This window comes from Altererythrobacter litoralis (assembly GCF_036324225.1).
In the GTDB taxonomy this organism is placed as follows: Bacteria; Pseudomonadota; Alphaproteobacteria; order Sphingomonadales; family Sphingomonadaceae; genus Erythrobacter; species Erythrobacter litoralis_A.
Genome location: NZ_JAZDQV010000005.1, coordinates 24,454 through 41,833, shown reverse-complemented (window position 1 = coordinate 41,833; position 17,380 = coordinate 24,454). Strand labels below are relative to the sequence as shown.

Here is a 17,380-nt window from a genome sequence, read left to right as displayed (position 1 = left end):
GGTGCGCCCGGAGGACTAACGTCATGAGTATCAATATCGGACCTGCGTCGAGCGACGATCTGCGCCCCAGGATCACCGTGATCGGGATCGGTGGCGCGGGCGGCAATGCCATCGCCAACATGATCGAGGCCGAGATCGAGGGTGTCGACTTCATCGCAGCCAACACCGATGCGCAGGCGCTGGCCATGTCTAAGGCGGCCACCAAGATCCAGCTCGGTCCCGATATTACCGGCGGCCTGGGCGCGGGCGCGCGGCCCGAAGTGGGCAAGGCAGCTGCCGAGGAAACCGTGGCTGAGATCGAAGACGCGCTCGATGGCGTCAACATGTGCTTCATCGCGGCCGGCATGGGCGGGGGCACCGGCACCGGGGCTGCTCCGGTGATTGCAGAAGCGGCACGGCGCAAGGGCGTGCTCACTGTGGGTGTGGTGACCAAGCCGTTCCTGTTCGAAGGCACGCGCCGGATGCGCGCGGCGGACTCCGGGATCGAGGAGCTGCAGAAGCACGTCGATACGCTGATCGTCATCCCGAACCAGAACCTGTTCCTGATCGCCAAGGCTGAAACCACCTTCAAGGAAGCCTTCATGCTGGCAGACGAGGTGCTGCAGCAGGGCGTGCGTTCGATCACCGACCTGATGGTGATGCCGGGCCTGATCAACCTCGACTTTGCTGACGTTCGCTCGGTCATGAGCGAAATGGGCAAGGCCATGATGGGCACCGGCGAGGGCGAAGGCGAGAACCGCGCGCTCGAAGCCGCCGAACGCGCCATCGCCAACCCGCTGCTCGACGGCGTCAGCATGCAAGGCGCCAAGGGCGTGATCATTTCGATCATCGGCGGCGAAGACATGCGGCTGCTCGAAGTCGACGAAGCGGCCAACCATATTCGCGAGCTGGTGGACGAAGACGCCAACATTATCTGGGGTTCCGCGTTCAATCCCGATCTCGCAGGCAAGATCCGCGTTTCGGTCGTCGCCACCGGGATCGACCAGCATGCCGTCCAGCGCCTGCCGGAAAGCAATCCTGTGACGCTCGGCGCGGCACGCGCACCCAAGCGTCCGGCGCTCGATTGGCCAAGCGAGCCGGAAGTTGCGGCACCCGAACCCGAACCGATTGAGGAAGAGCCGTTCGAACTGGCGATGGAGGCTGCTCCCGAGCCGGTCGCCGAGGCTGAATATGATTACGAAGAAGAGGAGGCGGCCGAGCCCTTCGACCTGAGCGGTATGCAGGTCGGCGACGAAATGGGCGAAGATGAGGATGGCGACGATGTCGACGAGATCGTCGATCCGCTCGCGGGCCTTCGCAACGAAGAAAACGACCCCTATGCCGAGGATCTGCGCATGGGCGGCGGCCAAGGTGGCGACTATGGCGAGGCCGGAGATGACATGCTCGACCTCACTGCCGAAGCGCCCGCGCAGGATGATTTCGGCGCCAGCGAACCCCAGCAGGGTGGAGGCCGCCGTGCTTCGATCCTCGGTGGAGGTGGCGGTGCGGGCGGCGGAGCCGGCGAAGGCGGTGGTGCACCTGCGGCTGCCGGCGGCAGCACGCTGTTTGAGCGGATGGCCAATTTGTCGCGCGGTGTCGGTCGCTCGGATGACGAGGATGAAGAGGAAGGCGATGACGAGGATAGGGATGGCGGTGGCTCGTCGCTGAGCATCCCGCGCTTCCTGGGCCGTCAGAACAACCAGTAAATCTTGCTGTTCGTCGCCGGTTCAGCTGGCTGAGGCTAGCGGACACGCGTTCCCTATGGCTATGGCAGCTGGATAATGCCTGCACGCAATTTTGCCCTGCCGCTGGCGATTGCCGCGATGACAATGAGCGCCAGCCTTGCTGGCCCGCTTTCCGCGCAGCAAACCGCGGGCGGCGCCACCTCGCGCGAAGTCGTGCAGTCCTTGCCAACGCCCGAAGTCGAGCGGCTGAGGGCGGCGCTGCAGCGGCTGGCGACCGAGGCTGAAAGCGTCGACGCGCTGATCGATGCGGGAGATGCTTCCCTGGCGGTCGGCGACCTTGAGGCTTCGCTCGGTTTCTTCGGACGCGCGCTGGAGCTTTCGTCCGAGAACGCGCGGGCCAAACTCGGACTCGCATCGGTCTATCTCCGCTCGCGCAGGCCGCTCGATGCGCTGCAAATGTTCGCGGAGGCAGAGCGCGCAGGCGCGTCGACCGCCGACTTCCTCGACGATCTCGGCCTGGTGCAGGACCTCGTCGGCAACAATGCGCAGGCTCAGCAAAGCTACCGCACCATGCTGGCGACCAAGCCTGGCGACGATGAAACCCGCCGCCGGCTGGCGATCAGCCTCGCCATTTCAGGTGACCGGGCCGGGTTCGAAGCGGCGTTGTTGCCGTTGCTGCAGCGACAGGATCTCGCGGCCCATCGCGCCCGCGCGTTCGGGCTGGCGATACTGGGCGACACCAAGGAAGCGGCTGCTTTGACCGGCCAGTTGATGCCGCCCGATCTTGCCAGCCGCATGACGCCCTATCTCGACTATATGCCGCGCCTCACGCGTGCGCAGCAGGCGGCGGCGGCCAATCTCGGCATCTTTCCGCGCGCGGCCGAGATCGGGCGCGACGACCCGAACATAGCGCGGGTCGCCAGCTCTGCCGACCGGTCCGCAGCTAAGGCGGACGATCGCCTCGCTCCGCGGGGCACGCCTTTGGGCGAACGGACGCCAGCCCGCACCAGTCCCGCGACCCAGCAACCCGAAGCGAGCAGCCGCCTGGCGCAGGTCAGCCGCGAGCAGGCCTCGGCGCAGCCGGCAAGCGTGTCCGAAGCCTTCACCGAGCTCGCGGGGCCGGTTTCTGCTTCGCGCAGGCCGGGTGAAGGCGCGGTCGACATCACCGCCATCGAAATTCCTCGCGAATCGCGCGAGCCGCCCAAGCCCGCTCCACGGGCGCATCCCAGCCGCCATTGGGTGCAGCTGGCCACCGGGCGCGACCGCGATGCCTTGAGCTTCGACTGGCGCCGCATGGCGCGCAAGGCGCCCGACCTGCTCGGCGAGCGTTCGCCCTACGTCGTGCGCTGGGGCCAGGCCAACCGGTTGCTGGCCGGGCCGTTCCCGACGCAGGATGCGGCGAGGGAGATGGTTCGGGCCTTGCGTCAGCAAGGGTTCGACAGCTTTACCTATACCAGCCCGGCCGGTGAGAAAATCATTGAACTGAAATGACGAATCCTGAATTCGCCGGTTTCTTTGCACAGGCTTTGAACAGGCGAATTTTGTTCTCCCCAGCCGCTCGCTTGCCAGCCATTGCCTTTGCCCACCCGGCCAAGGCAATCAGCGCAACGATGCAATCGAAGAACCCCCTCGTATGAGACCGCGCGAAGTCGAATATCGCGAATCGGACGATGCCGCGCCGGTGGAAATGCTGGCCGCGCTGTTCGAGGCGCGTGGCTGGGCGTTCGAGATCACCGCCGAGGACGAGCTGGCAGGCGAAGTGCTTGGCAGCTGGGCGAAGTACCAGCTCAAGGCGATCTGGCGCAGCGAGGACAATGTCCTCCAGCTCTTGTGCCTGCCCGATATCCGCGTGACGCAGGACAAGCGGCAGCAGGCCTACGAGCTGCTGGCGCTCGTCAATGAGCAGATGTGGCTCGGCCATTTCGATATCTGGTCTAATGGCAGCGTGCTGCTTTATCGCCATGGCGCCTTGCTGGGCGACGAGGGGCTGCTCAGCATCGACCAGGCGCAGGCGCTGGTCGAGACCGCGATCGATGAATGCGATCGCTTCTACCCCGCGTTCCAATTCGTGCTTTGGGGCGACAAGAGCCCGCGCAGCGCACTCGAAAGCGCGCTTGTCGATGCGGCGGGGGAAGCCTAGTCCTGCGTCGAAATAGCCAGGGCTGAGGTGCGGGAATGGCCGAATTCGAAAAGCTGCTGATCGTCGGTTGCGGCAATATGGGCGGCGCGATGCTGGCCGGTTGGCTGGCGGCGGGCGAGGATCCGGCACGCTTCGAAGTGCTCGACCCGGCGCTCGAATCGGCACCCGCAGGGGTTGCGCTCCATCGCGCGGCTCCTGCGAACCCAGACCACGATGCGGTGTTGCTCGGCTTCAAGCCGCAGCAACTGCCCGCGCTGGCACCGGGGCTGCAAGGGCTCGCGAGCGAAGGGGTGACGGTATTCTCCTTGCTTGCGGGGATCGACCTTTCGATGCTGGCGGGCGTGTTCCCTTCGGCGGCAGCGCATGTGCGGGTGATGCCCAATCTTGCCGCGCGGATAGGCAAATCGCCGGTGATCCTCGCCGAGACTGGCATCACTGAACCGCAGCGCGATGCCGCACAGGCGCTGTTCGGCCAGCTGGGTACCGCCCTGTGGCTGGAGGATGAAGCGCAATTCGACCTCGTGACTGCGCTCGCGGGTTCCGGGCCGGGCTTCGTCTATCGCTTCATCGACGCGCTGGCGGCGGCCGGGGCCGAACTGGGCCTCGACCGTGCGCTGGCAGACCAGCTTTCGCTGGCGATGGTCGAAGGCGCAGCGAGCCTTGCGGCGGCGGCGGATGCTTCGCCCGCCGAACTGGCCGACCGGGTGGCGAGCCCCGGCGGAATGACGCGCGAAGGGCTGAATGTGCTCGACGATGGTAATGCGCTCAAATCGCTGCTGATTGCGACGCTGCGCGCGACTGCAGAGAAGGGCGGCGAACTGGCCAGGCAGGCGCGCAAACAGAGTTAAGCTGTTGCGCCGAATGCAAGCCGTTTTTCCTTGAAAATCAGTACCGGGATTGCGATATTGCGCGAACCGGCTTGTCGTCGCTCGGCGCCGGAGAGGAGTTTACAATGGCTGATTGGAACGAAACCCAGCGCACGCAGCAGGGCTTCGGCTCGGTTCCGCGCACTGGTGGTGAACTCGCCAGTGGCGTCACCTTTGATGAGGGCCTGCGCAAGCACATGCTCTCGATCTACAACTACATGACCTCGGGCGTATTGCTGACGGGTATCGTGGCGCTGCTTGCTGCGCGCTCGGGCCTGACGCTTGTGTTCGCTTCTGGTCCGCTGATGTGGCTGGTCGCACTGTCGCCGCTGGCGATCGTGTTCGCGATGAGCTTCGGCGCCAACCGGTTCAGCAAGGGCACGCTGCAAGTGCTGTTCTGGTCCTTCGCCACGCTGATGGGCCTGTCGATGTCGACGATCTTCCTGGTCTTCACCGGCGGTTCGATCGCGGCGACTTTCTTCGCCACCGCGGCGGCCTTCGCCGGGTTGAGCCTGTTCGGCTACACCACCAAGAAGGATCTCAGCGGCTGGGGCAGCTTCCTGATCATGGGCGTTGTTGGCCTGCTGGTCGCCATGCTGCTGAACATCTGGCTGCAGTCGCCCGCGCTGATGTGGGCGGTGAGCTTCATCGGCGTGCTGATCTTCGCAGGCCTCACGGCTTACGACACGCAGCGGCTGAAGCGCGAATACAGCTATTACCGCGGCACGGAGTTCGCTGGAAAGGCGATCATCCTCGGCGCGCTGAGCCTGTATCTGGACTTCATCAACATGTTCCAGTTCCTGCTGCAGTTCATGGGCCAGCGCGAGTAATCGCAACGCGCTCGGTCGCACGCACGACTCGTTTCACCGATGCCCGAGGTGCCCAGTGCATCTCGGGCATTTTCTTTGTTCGGGATCGGGTATACCCAATGCGCATTAACCTTCGGAGTTCAGCCGAAGTTAGGGATGGGGCGAATAGCTTCCACCGGTCGCAACGAGAGGGCACCGAAATGGGTCGAGGAATTCTGGCGAAGACTAAGCTTGCAATAACTGCCGCTGGCATCGCGGCACTGGCCGCTTGTGCGGCTCCTCCGCCACCTCCCGCACCGGTCGCTTATGCGCCGCCCCCGCCGCCGCCCCGGGTCGTAATTCCGCCGCGGCCCACGCCGCCCGCAGGCGCGTTCGCCACCATGGCGATCCCGCAAATGTCTGCCAACGGTGTCCGCCAGACGGTCAACACCGGCATCTCGTCCGAGCAGAAGCTGTGGAACCTGCGCTCGGGCCTCAATGTCGCCGCGCTCAACTGCCTCCGCGCCGAGCACGCCGGGCTGGTCGAGAATTACCGTACGCTGCTGAAGCAGCATTCGCGCCAGTTGGCAGCCACCAATAACGCGCTCACCAAGCAATATCGCGACAAGCACGGCAAGTCGTTCCGCGATCACCAGGACGCGTATATGACGCGCGTCTATAATTACTTCGCGCTGCCGCCCGTGCTGCCCGATTTCTGCAATGTCGCGCTGCAAGTCAGCCATGAAGCGGTGCAGGTGAAGCCGGGCCAGCTGGACGTCTTTGCCGAACAGGCGCTGCCGCGCCTCGAAGCGGTCTACGAGCAGTTCTTCAGCGCTTATGAGAAGTATCGCGTCGATCTCGCTGCGTGGGACGCGCGCTATGGCGCCGGTGGAGGCCGGACCCTGGAAGCGACCTACAACCAGGTTGCGACCAGCTCGAACCTCACTTCAGAATAGACGCTTTCGGAAGGCCATGCCTTTAAGCCGGCGGCCTGCGGGTCGCCGGTAAGGCGAGCCAATTCCGGTGCAATTTTTCTTTGCAGGCGCCACGGCGTTTCGCTAATGCGCACGCCCGGCGGCCGGAAGGCTGCCAGCCACACCTGAACGGGGCCGTAGCTCAGTTGGGAGAGCGCGTCGTTCGCAATGACGAGGTCAGCGGTTCGATCCCGCTCGGCTCCACCAGGTGTCCCCTGATTTCCTCAACCTCTTTGGCTTGATTGCGCCCTGCGCCGCGCTTAATGCTACGCCCGTGGAGGGACGTGGCGACCGCCATGGCTTTCCATGACATGCGTGCCGGTAACGGGAACGCGGTGCGGGCGGCGATACGCCCAATTCCGCGGCTGTCCCTGCAACTGTAAGCGGCGAGCATCCGTTTCATGCGCCCGAATTTCGGGTGCACCCACTGGGTCATATCGGGCCTGGGAAGGGGAAGCGGGGGCGATGACCCGCAAGCCAGGAGACCGACCGGCTGCGCAGTCGCTCTTGCCTGGTCCAGGGATTGGCCCGGCGCGAAGCCTTTCGTCTGAGCGACGAGCAGCGGCCGGGGCCGCATCGGAGGGGCAAAGGGGGCACGCGCTGGCCCCTTGATGCAAATCCGACCGCCGCAAGGCGGAGATCTCGGCCCGGCAATCGCTCTGGCGCGAAAGGGATATGAAATTCCATGCGAAGTTATGTTCTTGGCGCGAGCGCAATCGCGCTTGGCGTGCCATTGCCCTTGATGGCGCATTCGGCCGAAGCCGACGATGCGGCGCGCGCAATACTGGTCAATGCCAGCCGTTCGAGCGAACCGCTGGCCACCGAAGATTATCCCGGTTCGGTTTCCGTCATCTCCAGCGAGGACATCGCTCTCCGGCAGGTGCGCGATGTGGCCGATGTGCTGCGCGACGTGCCGGGCGTGGCCGTGAGCGGCGTAGCGGGGCAAACGCAGCTGCGGCTGCGCGGGAGCGAAGCCAATCATGTGCTGGTGCTGGTCGACGGGATCGAAGTGTCGGATCCTTTTGCGGGCGAATTCGAGATCGGTTCGCTTCAGGCTGAGATCGGGTCGAGCATTGAAGTGCTGCGCGGCCCGCAAAGCGCGCTTTATGGCTCCGACGCGATCGGCGGCGTGATTGCTTATTGCAGCGCTTCGGGCCGCGAAGCGCCGGGGGTTTCGGCGCGATTGGAGGCAGGGAGCTTCGGCACGGTCAACGCTGCGGCTCGCGCGGGATTCGCAGGCGGTGCGCATGAGTTCGCGCTGGGTGCCACGCTGGTCTCGACCGATGGCGTACCCAACGCACGCGGCGGCACGCGCGATATCGGGCGCGACGGACTGACGCTCTCCGCCAGGGGTTCGGTCGATCCTGCCGCCGGGGTGCGGCTGCGCTTTGCAGGGCGCTATGTCCGCAGCGAAGGCCAGTTCAACGACCAGGATTTCGACTCGTCCAGCCCGACCTTCGGTTATGTGATCGACTCGCCGGATACGCGGTTCGAACAGGACGCGATCTATGCGCTGGCCGGGCTTAATGTCGCAGCGCTGGACGGGCGCTGGACGCATGATTTCTCGGGCCAGCTGGCCGATATCAGGCGCGACAGCTTCGGCCCGTTCGGGCGCAGCTTCGGACATGAGGGGCAACGGCTCAAGGCCTCCTACGTCTCTTCATACGAGCTTGGCGGGCCCGCCTTCGCGCGCAGCCTGACATTCGCCGCCGATGTCGAGCGCGAGAGCTTCCGCAACACCGATCCGTTCGGCTTTGCCTTCACCGGCTGGCGCAGCGCGCGCAATGTCGGGCTGGTGGGCGAATATCGCGCCGCGAGCGAGCTGTTCGATTTCTCGGCGGCGATCCGGCACGATCTCAACAACCGCTTTGCCGATGCGACGACATTTCGCGTCGCCGGAGCGATCCAGGCCGCGCCCGCCACGCGCATCCGGGCCGCCTATGGCACGGGAATCAAGAACCCCGGCTTTTACGAGCTTTACGGCTATGTCGACGGGCGCTTCATCGGCAATGCGGATCTGAAGCCGGAGAAATCGACCGGCTGGGAAGCGGGGATCGACCAGTCGCTGGGTGGAGCCTTGCGCCTGTCCGCGACCTGGTTCGACAGCGAACTCGAACACGAGATTTTCACCGACTATCCGGCGCCCGACTATCTGGCGAGCCCGGCCAATCGTGAAGCCATGTCCAAGCAGAAAGGCGTCGAGCTGAGCGCTCACGCGCGGATTGGGCCGCAAGTGACGCTGGATGCGGCCTATAGCTGGCTCGATGCCGAGGAGGACGGGATCGAGGAGGTTCGGCGCCCCGGCAATATCGCCTCCGCCGTGCTCACCTGGCGCGCGCCAGGCGATGCGGGTTCGGCCACGCTGATCGTGCGTCATAACGGTGCGACTGACGATCTGGCCTTCACCGATCCCAGCTACGTGCCCATTACGGTGCGGCTCCACGCCTATACGCTGGTCAATCTCGCCGCCGAGGCGCGGGTGACGAGCCGCATTCGCGCGTTCGGGCGGGTCGAGAACCTGCTGGATGAGACATACGAGCAGGTGTTCAGCTTCGTCTCGCCGGGCCGCTCGGTCATCGCGGGGCTGCGCGTCACGCTCTAGCCTCGCCGAAACACTCGCCAAATCGCTCGCAATCTGGACGGGAAATGCATAGGGGGAGCCCATGCATTTCCTCGACCAAGCCAAGATCTATGTGAAATCGGGTGCCGGTGGCCCCGGCGCCGTCAGTTTCCGGCGCGAGAAGTATATCGAGTATGGCGGCCCCGACGGCGGTGACGGCGGGCGCGGCGGGGATATCGTGTTCGAGGCCGTACAGGGCCTCAATACGCTGATCGACTTCCGCTACACGCAGCATTTCAAGGCTCCGCGCGGCGGCCACGGCATGGGCAAGGATCGCACCGGCGCGAGCGCAAAGCCGTTGGTAATCAAGGTGCCGGTGGGCACACAGATCATCTCCGATGAGGACCGCGAGACCGTTCTGGCCGATTTCACCGAAGTCGGGCAGCGGATTACGCTGCTCGAGGGCGGGCTCGGCGGGCGCGGCAACGCCAGCTACAAGACCGCCACCAATCGCGCTCCGCGCCAGCACCAGCCGGGGCTGCCGGGCGAGGAAATGTGGGTGTGGCTGCGGCTGAAACTGCTCGCCGATGTCGGGCTGGTGGGCTTGCCCAATGCCGGCAAATCGACCTTCATCAACCAGGTTTCCAACGCCAAGGCCAAGGTCGGCGATTATGCCTTCACCACGCTCGTGCCCAAGCTGGGCGTGGTGCGGCACAAAGGGCGCGAATTCGTGCTGGCGGACATTCCGGGCCTGATCGAAGGCGCGGCAGACGGCGCCGGGATCGGCGACCGCTTCCTGGGCCATATCGAACGCTGCCGCGTGCTGATCCACCTGATCGACATTTCGGGCACTGGCGACCAGGACCCGGTCGAAGCGATGCGGATCGTCGAAGATGAACTCGCCGCCTATGGCGAAGGGCTCGAAGACAAGCCGCGGCTGGTGGCGCTCAACAAGGTGGACCTCGCCGATCGTGAACTGGCGGAGGAATTCGCCGCCGAACTCAAGGCCGCCGGGGCAGATGACGTGTTCCCGATTTCGGGCGCAACCGGTGAAGGTGTGTCCGAACTGCTCGACGCGGTGCTGGGTTACCTGCCCGATCGCACGGCGACCGAGACCAAGGGCGTCGAGGTAGAGGACATGGACGGGGAGGAGGGCGGCGAATGGTCGCCGCTGTAACCCGATGAGCCGCCCCGCCGAGCTAGCCGATCTGGGCGCTTGCCGCCGCGTCGTCGTCAAGGTCGGTTCTTCGCTGCTGGTCGAGGCTGGCGCACCGCGCAGCGCGTGGCTTGCCTCGCTTGCGCAGGAACTTGCAGCGCTGAGGGCGCAGGGCCCCGAATTGATCGTGGTCAGCTCGGGCGCGATTGCGCTGGGTGCCGCCAAGCTCGGGCTTGCCAAGGGCGGGCGGGCCAGCCTAGCCGATGCTCAGGCGGCGGCTTCGGTGGGTCAGATCGCGCTGGCTGGCCTTTGGGCGGAGAAGCTCGGCCAGCATGGCCTCACCGCGGCGCAGATGCTGCTGACGCTCGAGGATCTCGAGGATCGCCGCCGCTACCTCAATGCCTCGGCCACGCTTGCGCGCCTGCTCGAGGCGGGCGCGGTGCCGGTCGTGAATGAGAACGACAGCGTCGCGACCGAGGAAATCCGCTTCGGCGATAACGACCGGCTCGCCGCGCGCGTGGCGCAGGCTGCCGGGGCCGACATGGTGCTGCTGCTGAGCGATGTCGACGGGCTGTATGATCGCGACCCGCGCGAAGATGGTGCACAGCTGGTCGAACGGATCGAAGGGATCACGCCCGAAGTGCTGGCGATGGCGAGCGGGGCGTCATCCTCCGGCATGGGCTCGGGCGGGATGACGTCCAAGCTGCAGGCGGCGCAGATCGCCGAACGTGCAGGGATCGCGCTGGCGATCATCAACGGCACGCACGAAGCGCCGATCGCCACCGCGCTGTCCGCCAATCGCGGCACTTTGTTCCTGCCCCAGCGTAGCGATGGCGCGCGCAAGGCATGGCTTGGCGGGCGACTGGCGCCGATGGGCACGCTGCGCGTGGATGAAGGCTGCGCCAACGCCCTCAGGGGCGGGGCGAGCCTGCTCGCAGCCGGGATCGTCGGCATTTCGGGCGCTTTCCGGCGTGGCGATCTGGTCAAGATCGTGACGATGCGCGGCGAGGAATTGGCGCAGGGGCTCGCCGAATACGAAGCACATGAAATCCAGGCGATTGCGGGCAAGCGCGCAGAGGACCAGGCAAACCGGCTGGGCTATGCGCCGCGTGCGGCGGTGGTCCACCGCGACCATATGGTGCTGTTGTGAGCGGCGAAGTGCCGTTCGCGCTTACCGGAGGCTCCGGCTTCGTCGGGCAGGCGGTGCTCGACGTGCTGGGCGATCGCAACGAACCAGCCGGGGCGCTGGTGCGGCGAGTGACCGAGCACGATCACAGCCGGGTCGAATGGGTGACTGGCGACCTCCACAACAAGCGCGCACTCGACCATCTGGTCGCCGGGGCGCGAGGCGTGATCCACGTCGCCGGGCTTACCAACGCGCCCGATCCCGCGGAATTCGAGGCCGCGAATGTCGAAGGGACTGCCCAACTGATCGCGGCGGCGAAACAGGCAGGCGCGAAGCGCTTCGTCTTCGTCTCCTCGCTCTCCGCGCGCGAGCCCGAACTCTCGGCCTATGGCGCGTCGAAGGCAAAGGCGGAGAAGCTGGTCGAGGACAGCGGGCTCGACTGGACCATCGTTCGGCCGCCCGCCGTCTATGGCCCGCGCGACCGTGACATGTTCGAATTGTTCCGCAGCGCCAGCTTCGGCTTTGTGCCGTTGCCGCCGGGCGGCGCGACCTCGATCATCCACGCGCATGACCTTGCGCGGCTGCTGGTCGACCTGGTCGATGCGCAGCCCGCGCTGGTGCGCAACCGCACCTTCGAGCCCGACGATGCGCGCGAAGGCGGGTGGAGCCACAAGGAACTGGCCGCAGCGATTGGGCAGGCGGTGGGCAGGCGGGTGTTCGCGCCGCATCTGCCGCGCGCCGTGCTGCAAGGCGCGGCCGGCGTCGACCGCTTGCTGCGCGGAGCCGGAGCAAAGCTGACGCAGGACCGGGTTGGCTACATGTGCCATCCCAATTGGGTCGTACGGTCCGACCGCAAGGTCCCCGAGGAGGTGTGGCAGCCGCAGATCGCGGGCGAGGCCGGGTTCAAGGCCACGGCGGACTGGTATCGCCAGCAGGGCTGGCTCTGATTTTCCCTTTGCCGGGCTGTCGGTTGCCAGCCTATCCTGCGACCGGGATCGCGAGTCGCAATGGCGGTAACAGCCGCCTCAACGAGTCACGATAAGGGGAAATCATGAGAAAGATCATACTTGTAGCCGCATTTGCGGCGGTTGCCGCCTGTTCGCAGCCCGAAGCGCCTGCCGAAGAGGCGACGACTGAAGAAGCAGCCGCGCCCACCTTCGACGCAGCAGCCGATGGCGGCGTGCCATATGGCAATTTCAAGGTCACGCTGGCCGATGGTACGGTCCAGACCGAGGAAGTGCGCGAAGACGGCACCTTCACTTCCACCTCGGCATCGGGCGACGTCGAAACCGGCACCTGGGTGCAAAAGGGCAACCAATATTGCACGACCCTGGACGCGGAAGGCGCGGTCGAGCGGTGCCACACCGAGTCGATCGACGAGAACGGCGTGTGGGTCTCGGTCGATCCCGAAGGCCAGACGGTTACCGTCGAACGCGTCGAAGGCTGATACTCCAGCACATGATTTTGAGGGCACCGGCGGCGCAGCGCGTTCCGGTGCCCTTTCGATTCGGTTCGGCGGAACAGCTGGCCATGCTTTCGAATTGGCAGCATCGGGATTTCGGAATAGGATCGGGCAGGGCTCGCATCGAAGTGGCGGCAAATTGCCGTTCGATTCATTTACGATGAGGGGAAAATCATGAAAAAGATCATAGTTGTAGCCGCATTTGCGGCACTCGCCGCCTGTTCGCAGCCTGAAGCGCCAGCCGAAGAGGCGACCACTGAAGAAGCGGCTGCGCCCGCAAACATTGCGGCGGACGGACTCCCGACGGTGGGCGTCTATAAGGTCACCCAGCCGGATGGCACAGTCTTAACGGTCGATGTGAAGGAAGATGGCACCTTCGCTGCAACCGATGCCGACGGCAACATGGTCGACTCAGGCAAATGGGAGCAAAAGTCCCCCGAACAGTATTGCGAAACGTCTGATGCGGAAGGATCGACGCAGGTCTGTTACGAGGAAAAGATCGACGAGAACGGCGTCTACGTTTCGAAAAATCCCAACACGGGCGATGTTTCGACGGTCGAGCGCGTCCAAAGCTGATTTTCCAGCCTGATTTGAGGGGCACCGGTGGCGCAGCGCGTTCCGGTGCCCTTTGCTTTTCCGGTTACAGGAAGGGTTCGTAGCCCGGGGGCAGTTCGCCGTCGTCGGTCAGCGTCGTATGGATGCCGCATTCGGTCTTGTCCCAGCCTTTCCAGCGGCCCGAGCGCGGGTCTTCGCCGGGTTCGACCTTGTGCGTGCAGGGGCTGCAGCCGATCGAGGGGAAACCGCGTGCCACCAGCGGATGGCGCGGCAAATCGTGCGCGATGAAATGGCCCTCGATCTGGCTCGCATCCCAATCGATCAGCGGATTGATCTTCAAACGGCCTTGCGCATCCGACTTGTCGATCTCGAAGCGCGGCAGATTGGCGCGGGTCGAAGACTGGAAGGACTTGCGCCCGGTGAAGCTGGCGTCGAACTGCGCCAAAGCCTTGGCCAGCGGCTTGACCTTGCGGATTTCGCAGCAGCCATCGGGGTCATAGGACCAGCGCAGCCCCGTCTCGTCGCGCGCGGCGAGCTCGGCTGCGTCGGGCGTGACATTGACCAGGTTGGTCAGGCCGAGCCGCTCGATCAGCGTGTCGCGATATTCCGGCGTTTCGGGGAAATGCTTGCCGGTTTCGAGGAACAGCACGGGCACGCCGGGATCTATGCTGGCGATCAGGTGGAGCAAAACCGCGCTTTCCGCACCGAAACTCGAGACCACGGCGAGATCGCCCGCCAGGCCGTCGCGGATCACCGCTTCGAGCATTTCCTCGGTCGAGGAGCCGCGGAACATGCGGTTGAGCCGCACTGCGTCGTGGTCGCAAAAGCGCGGACCGGTGTCGATCCGGTCGACTGCGCGCATGCTTGTGGCTGGCCTATCCATGGCGCAGCTCTGGGATCGGCCTGCGGCGATCGGCCGCGTGCTGGTAGACATTCTCCCAGCGCGCGAAAGCCGCTGCGGCATCCGCTTCGTCCAGCCGCTGGTCAGGCGCAAAGGCGTCGAAGCCGCAGCGCCGCAGGAAAGCGAGCTGGTCGATCAGCACATCGCCCACCGCTCGCAATTCGCCCGCATAGCCTGCTTCGCGCAGCACTCGCGCCGCCGAATAGCCGCGCCCGTCGCCGAAGACGGGGAAGTTCACTTCGACCAGCCGCAGCCGGCCCAGATGCGGCAGCAGCGCGCGCGCATCGTCGCCGGGTTCGATCCGAACCGCACTGGCATTCGACTGGTCGAGGAAACTGTCGACCGTGACCGTGCCGTGATCGACAGGCTCGTCGTCGCGGAAACGGAACTGCACCTCGTCGGGGCTCACGCCCAGTTGCTCAGCCATAAAGCGCCTCCTTGAACGGCTCCATGCCGATCCGGCGATAGGTATCGAGGAAGCGTTCGCCCGCGTCGCGTTCGCGCAGGTAGACATCGGTGACGGTTTCGACGGCATCGACGATGCCTGCCTCGTCGAAGCCCGGGCCGGTGATGCGGGCGAGCGACGTGTCCTGCGCTTCGCTGCCGCCGAGCAGCAGCTGGTAGTTCTCGACGCCCTTCTTGTCGACGCCGAGGATGCCGATATGGCCGGCATGGTGGTGCCCGCAGGCATTGATGCAGCCCGAAATCTTGAGCTTGAGCTCGCCCAGTTCGGCCGTGCGGCCATTCGCGGCGAAGCGCTGCGAAATCTTCTGCGCGACCGGGATCGAACGCGCATTGGCGAGGCTGCAGTAATCGAGCCCCGGGCAAGCGATGATGTCCTCAATCGTGTCGAGATTGGGATTGGCGAGTGCGGCTGCGTCGAGCCGGGTCCAGAGCGCGTGGAGGTCCGCTATCCTCACATGCGGCAGCACGATGTTTTGCGTGTGGGTAACGCGGCATTCGTCGAAGCTGTATTGCTTCGTCAGCTCGGCCATCTCGTGCATCTGCGCCGCCGAAGCATCGCCGGGAATGCCGCCGACTGGTTTGAGGCTGATCACAGCCGAAACATAGCCCGGCGCCTTGTGCGGCACCGTGTTGCGATCCACCCACAGCGCGAAATCGGGGTCCGAACGGTCGATCCCGGTCGGCAGGCCCGCTTCGAACGCCGGGTCCGCGAAATAGGCCTTGATCCGCTCAAGTTCGGCAAGCGGAGGCTCGATCCCTTGCGAAAGAAGGTGTGCGAATTCCTCTTCGACCTGGCGGGCGTATTCTTCCTTGCCCAGCTCATGGACGAGGATCTTGATCCGCGCCTTGTACTTGTTGTCGCGCCGTCCGTAGCGATTGTAGACGCGCAGGCACGCCTCGGCGTAGGTCACCAGCTGGTCTAGCGGCACGAATTCGCGGATGCGGGGCGCGACCATCGGGGTGCGGCCCATGCCGCCGCCGACATAGAAGGCCGCGCCGAGTGCGCCGTCCCGCTCGACGATCTGGATGCCGATGTCGTGCAGCTTCATCGCCGCGCGATCGGTGTCGCTGGCGATCACCGCGATCTTGAACTTGCGCGGCAGGAAATTGAATTCCGGATGGAAGCTCGACCACTGCCGCAGCAATTCGGCATAGGGGCGGGGATCGACCAGCTCATCCGCCGCAGCGCCCGCGAAATGATCGGAACTGATGTTGCGGATGCAATTGCCGCTGGTCTGGATCGCATGCATCTCCACGCTGGCGAGGTCGGCCAGCAGGTCGGGCGCTTCCTCCAGCTTGATCCAGTTGTACTGGATATTCTGGCGCGTGGTGAAATGGCCGTATCCGCGGTCATACTTGTCCGCGATGTCGGCCAGCATGTGCATCTGCCGCGAATTGAGCGTGCCATAGGGGATCGCGACGCGCAGCATATAGGCGTGCAATTGCAGGTAGAGCCCGTTCATCAGCCGCACTGGCTTGAACTGGTCTTCGCTCAGCTTGCCTTCGAGCCGGCGGCGGGTCTGGTCGCGGAATTCCTCGACACGGGCATCGACCATCGCCTGGTCATATTGGTCATAGAGATACATCAGATCACCCAGTTGCCGATTTCAGGATCGGCCGGCTTGAGCGTGAGGTCGGGGCGTACAGTGGGGCCGAGCGCGCGCACGCGGTCCTTGATATGCGCCGGGCGAACGCCATTGGCATCGCGGCTCGCTTCGATCGCATAGGCGGCATTGACGCGCCGGGCGGATTGCTCGCGCGCGAGGATTTCGTCGGCGCGTTCGCCCACATCCACGGCGTCGTTGACATAGACCGACCAGCTGGTGCCGTCCCACCACACGACCGCGCCCGATTTCAAATCGTTGCCGGTGAGGATCTTCACAGCACTGCCTCCGCCGCGAGTTGCGCGACCGATTGATCTTCGCGCGCGGTGACTTCGCCGATCACGATCAGCGCCGGGCTTTTGACCCTTTGCCGTGTGACCAGTTCGGGCAGGCCCGCCAGCAGCCCGCGTAGCACGCGCATCTGGGGGCGGGCGGCATTCTCGATCACGGCCACCGGCATGTCGGGCGCGAGCCCTTCGGCCATCAGCTTTTCGGCGATCTGCGGCGCGGTCTTCACGCCCATGTAGATCACCAGTGTTCGGCCCTTTCCGGCAAGGCCCGACCAATCCTGTTCGGTCAGGCCCTTGCACTGGCCGGCTACGAAAGTGACCATGGAAGAGGCGTCGCGGTGGGTCAGCGCGATCTGTGCCGCTGCCGCCGCGCCATTGGCGGCGCTGATGCCGGGAACGATCTCAACCGGCACGCCGGCAGCGCGCGCGGCTTCGGCTTCTTCGCCGCCGCGCCCGAAGACCAGCGGGTCGCCGCCCTTGAGCCGCACCACATCGCGCCCGGCGCGCGCTTCGCGCACCAGCAATGCATTGATGTCGTCCTGCGGCATGGTGTGCTGCGAGCGGCGCTTGGCGACCGAAATGAAGCGCGTATCGCGCCCGGCAAGCGCCAGGATCGCAGGTTCTACCAACCCGTCATGGACAATGATTTGCGCGCGGTTGATCAGCCGCGCAGCGCGCAGGGTCAGCAGGTCCGGATCGCCCGGGCCTGCGCCAACGAGATAGATGGTGCCGGTCTTTGCCATGCGGGCGAAATGGCCAATCGGCTGCGCACCCGCCAGCGAGAATGGATTTCCAATCGCGTAGCAAAGCTATGCCAGGCTCCCGCGAC

At 65.1% G+C, this 17,380-nt stretch carries 17 protein-coding genes, 1 tRNA gene and 1 riboswitch; of the genes, 13 read left to right on the top strand and 5 right to left on the bottom strand.

Going from position 1 to position 17,380, the window contains the following annotated elements:
• Positions 1-23 precede the first annotated feature (23 nt).
• The 13 genes from ftsZ to VRS74_RS06415 all read left to right on the top strand — a co-directional run bounded on the left by ftsZ (position 24) and on the right by VRS74_RS06415 (position 13,312).
• Positions 24-1,685, top strand: coding sequence for a cell division protein FtsZ (ftsZ, locus tag VRS74_RS06475; protein WP_354144434.1), 1,662 nt, complete (start codon positions 24-26; stop codon positions 1,683-1,685).
• 75 nt (positions 1,686-1,760) lie between these two features.
• Positions 1,761-3,155 carry an SPOR domain-containing protein gene (locus VRS74_RS06470; RefSeq protein ID WP_354144433.1) on the top strand — a complete coding sequence of 465 codons (1,395 nt, stop codon included), beginning with the start codon at positions 1,761-1,763 and terminating at the stop codon, positions 3,153-3,155.
• 142 nt (positions 3,156-3,297) lie between these two features.
• Entirely contained in the window at positions 3,298-3,804 is a 507-nt protein-coding gene (locus tag VRS74_RS06465) for a type III secretion system chaperone family protein (RefSeq protein WP_354144432.1), read from the top strand.
• 35 nt (positions 3,805-3,839) lie between these two features.
• A complete protein-coding gene (proC, locus tag VRS74_RS06460; RefSeq protein ID WP_354144431.1) occupies positions 3,840-4,652 on the top strand; it encodes a pyrroline-5-carboxylate reductase in 813 nt (270 codons plus the stop codon).
• A gap of 104 nt (positions 4,653-4,756) precedes the next feature.
• Positions 4,757-5,500 carry a Bax inhibitor-1/YccA family protein gene (locus VRS74_RS06455; protein WP_354144430.1) on the top strand — a complete coding sequence of 248 codons (744 nt, stop codon included), beginning with the start codon at positions 4,757-4,759 and terminating at the stop codon, positions 5,498-5,500.
• Between the two features lie 359 nt (positions 5,501-5,859).
• Positions 5,860-6,414: a hypothetical protein gene (locus VRS74_RS06450; protein ID WP_354144429.1), complete on the top strand. Its 555-nt coding sequence runs from the start codon at positions 5,860-5,862 to the stop codon at positions 6,412-6,414.
• Positions 6,415-6,563: 149 nt separating this feature from the next.
• Positions 6,564-6,639 (top strand) — tRNA-Ala (locus tag VRS74_RS06445).
• A gap of 95 nt (positions 6,640-6,734) precedes the next feature.
• Positions 6,735-6,940: riboswitch (cobalamin riboswitch) on the top strand.
• 177 nt (positions 6,941-7,117) lie between these two features.
• A complete protein-coding gene (locus tag VRS74_RS06440; protein ID WP_354144428.1) occupies positions 7,118-9,034 on the top strand; it encodes a TonB-dependent receptor plug domain-containing protein in 1,917 nt (638 codons plus the stop codon).
• Positions 9,035-9,095: 61 nt separating this feature from the next.
• A complete protein-coding gene (gene cgtA / locus VRS74_RS06435; RefSeq protein WP_354144427.1) occupies positions 9,096-10,169 on the top strand; it encodes an Obg family GTPase CgtA in 1,074 nt (357 codons plus the stop codon).
• Positions 10,170-10,173: 4 nt separating this feature from the next.
• Complete coding sequence (gene proB / locus VRS74_RS06430) at positions 10,174-11,298, top strand: glutamate 5-kinase (protein WP_354144426.1); 1,125 nt, start codon at positions 10,174-10,176, stop codon at positions 11,296-11,298.
• Positions 11,295-12,221, top strand: coding sequence for an NAD-dependent epimerase/dehydratase family protein (locus VRS74_RS06425; protein WP_354144425.1), 927 nt, complete (start codon positions 11,295-11,297; stop codon positions 12,219-12,221). Before proB ends, VRS74_RS06425 begins: the two co-directional genes overlap by 4 nt.
• A gap of 104 nt (positions 12,222-12,325) precedes the next feature.
• A complete protein-coding gene (locus tag VRS74_RS06420) occupies positions 12,326-12,721 on the top strand; it encodes a hypothetical protein (RefSeq protein ID WP_354144424.1) in 396 nt (131 codons plus the stop codon).
• Between the two features lie 189 nt (positions 12,722-12,910).
• On the top strand, positions 12,911-13,312 hold the full coding sequence (locus VRS74_RS06415; protein WP_354144423.1) for a hypothetical protein: 402 nt from the start codon (positions 12,911-12,913) through the stop codon (positions 13,310-13,312).
• Between the two features lie 64 nt (positions 13,313-13,376).
• Here the strand turns inward: VRS74_RS06415 and VRS74_RS06410 are convergent, their stop codons facing one another.
• The 5 genes from VRS74_RS06410 to cobA are packed head-to-tail and all read right to left on the bottom strand — an operon-like array spanning position 13,377 to position 17,294.
• Complete coding sequence (locus tag VRS74_RS06410) at positions 13,377-14,174, bottom strand: phosphoadenylyl-sulfate reductase (protein WP_354144422.1); 798 nt, start codon at positions 14,172-14,174, stop codon at positions 13,377-13,379.
• The gene (locus tag VRS74_RS06405; RefSeq protein WP_354144421.1) at positions 14,167-14,619 is read right to left on the bottom strand and encodes a DUF934 domain-containing protein; all 453 of its coding nucleotides are present in this window, start codon (positions 14,617-14,619) and stop codon (positions 14,167-14,169) included. Before VRS74_RS06405 ends, VRS74_RS06410 begins: the two co-directional genes overlap by 8 nt.
• Positions 14,612-16,243 carry a nitrite/sulfite reductase gene (locus tag VRS74_RS06400; protein ID WP_354144420.1) on the bottom strand — a complete coding sequence of 544 codons (1,632 nt, stop codon included), beginning with the start codon at positions 16,241-16,243 and terminating at the stop codon, positions 14,612-14,614. Before VRS74_RS06400 ends, VRS74_RS06405 begins: the two co-directional genes overlap by 8 nt.
• On the bottom strand, positions 16,243-16,539 hold the full coding sequence (locus tag VRS74_RS06395; protein ID WP_354144419.1) for a DUF2849 domain-containing protein: 297 nt from the start codon (positions 16,537-16,539) through the stop codon (positions 16,243-16,245). The genes VRS74_RS06400 and VRS74_RS06395 overlap by 1 nt, the downstream gene beginning before the upstream one ends.
• The gene (gene cobA, locus VRS74_RS06390; RefSeq protein WP_354144418.1) at positions 16,536-17,294 is read right to left on the bottom strand and encodes a uroporphyrinogen-III C-methyltransferase; all 759 of its coding nucleotides are present in this window, start codon (positions 17,292-17,294) and stop codon (positions 16,536-16,538) included. The genes VRS74_RS06395 and cobA overlap by 4 nt, the downstream gene beginning before the upstream one ends.
• Positions 17,295-17,380: the final 86 nt, after the last annotated feature.

Coding starts and splice junctions, on each gene's coding strand:
- ftsZ (WP_354144434.1), top strand. CDS start 24: ATGAGTATCAATATCGGACCTGCGTCGAGCGACGATCTGCGCCCCAGG.
- VRS74_RS06410 (WP_354144422.1), bottom strand. CDS start 14,174: ATGGATAGGCCAGCCACAAGCATGCGCGCAGTCGACCGGATCGACACC.
- proB (WP_354144426.1), top strand. CDS start 10,174: ATGAGCCGCCCCGCCGAGCTAGCCGATCTGGGCGCTTGCCGCCGCGTC.
- VRS74_RS06420 (WP_354144424.1), top strand. CDS start 12,326: ATGAGAAAGATCATACTTGTAGCCGCATTTGCGGCGGTTGCCGCCTGT.
- cgtA (WP_354144427.1), top strand. CDS start 9,096: ATGCATTTCCTCGACCAAGCCAAGATCTATGTGAAATCGGGTGCCGGT.
- VRS74_RS06405 (WP_354144421.1), bottom strand. CDS start 14,619: ATGGCTGAGCAACTGGGCGTGAGCCCCGACGAGGTGCAGTTCCGTTTC.
- VRS74_RS06440 (WP_354144428.1), top strand. CDS start 7,118: ATGCGAAGTTATGTTCTTGGCGCGAGCGCAATCGCGCTTGGCGTGCCA.
- VRS74_RS06415 (WP_354144423.1), top strand. CDS start 12,911: ATGAAAAAGATCATAGTTGTAGCCGCATTTGCGGCACTCGCCGCCTGT.
- VRS74_RS06400 (WP_354144420.1), bottom strand. CDS start 16,243: ATGTATCTCTATGACCAATATGACCAGGCGATGGTCGATGCCCGTGTC.
- VRS74_RS06450 (WP_354144429.1), top strand. CDS start 5,860: ATGGCGATCCCGCAAATGTCTGCCAACGGTGTCCGCCAGACGGTCAAC.
- VRS74_RS06465 (WP_354144432.1), top strand. CDS start 3,298: ATGAGACCGCGCGAAGTCGAATATCGCGAATCGGACGATGCCGCGCCG.
- proC (WP_354144431.1), top strand. CDS start 3,840: ATGGCCGAATTCGAAAAGCTGCTGATCGTCGGTTGCGGCAATATGGGC.
- VRS74_RS06470 (WP_354144433.1), top strand. CDS start 1,761: ATGCCTGCACGCAATTTTGCCCTGCCGCTGGCGATTGCCGCGATGACA.
- cobA (WP_354144418.1), bottom strand. CDS start 17,294: ATGGCAAAGACCGGCACCATCTATCTCGTTGGCGCAGGCCCGGGCGAT.
- VRS74_RS06455 (WP_354144430.1), top strand. CDS start 4,757: ATGGCTGATTGGAACGAAACCCAGCGCACGCAGCAGGGCTTCGGCTCG.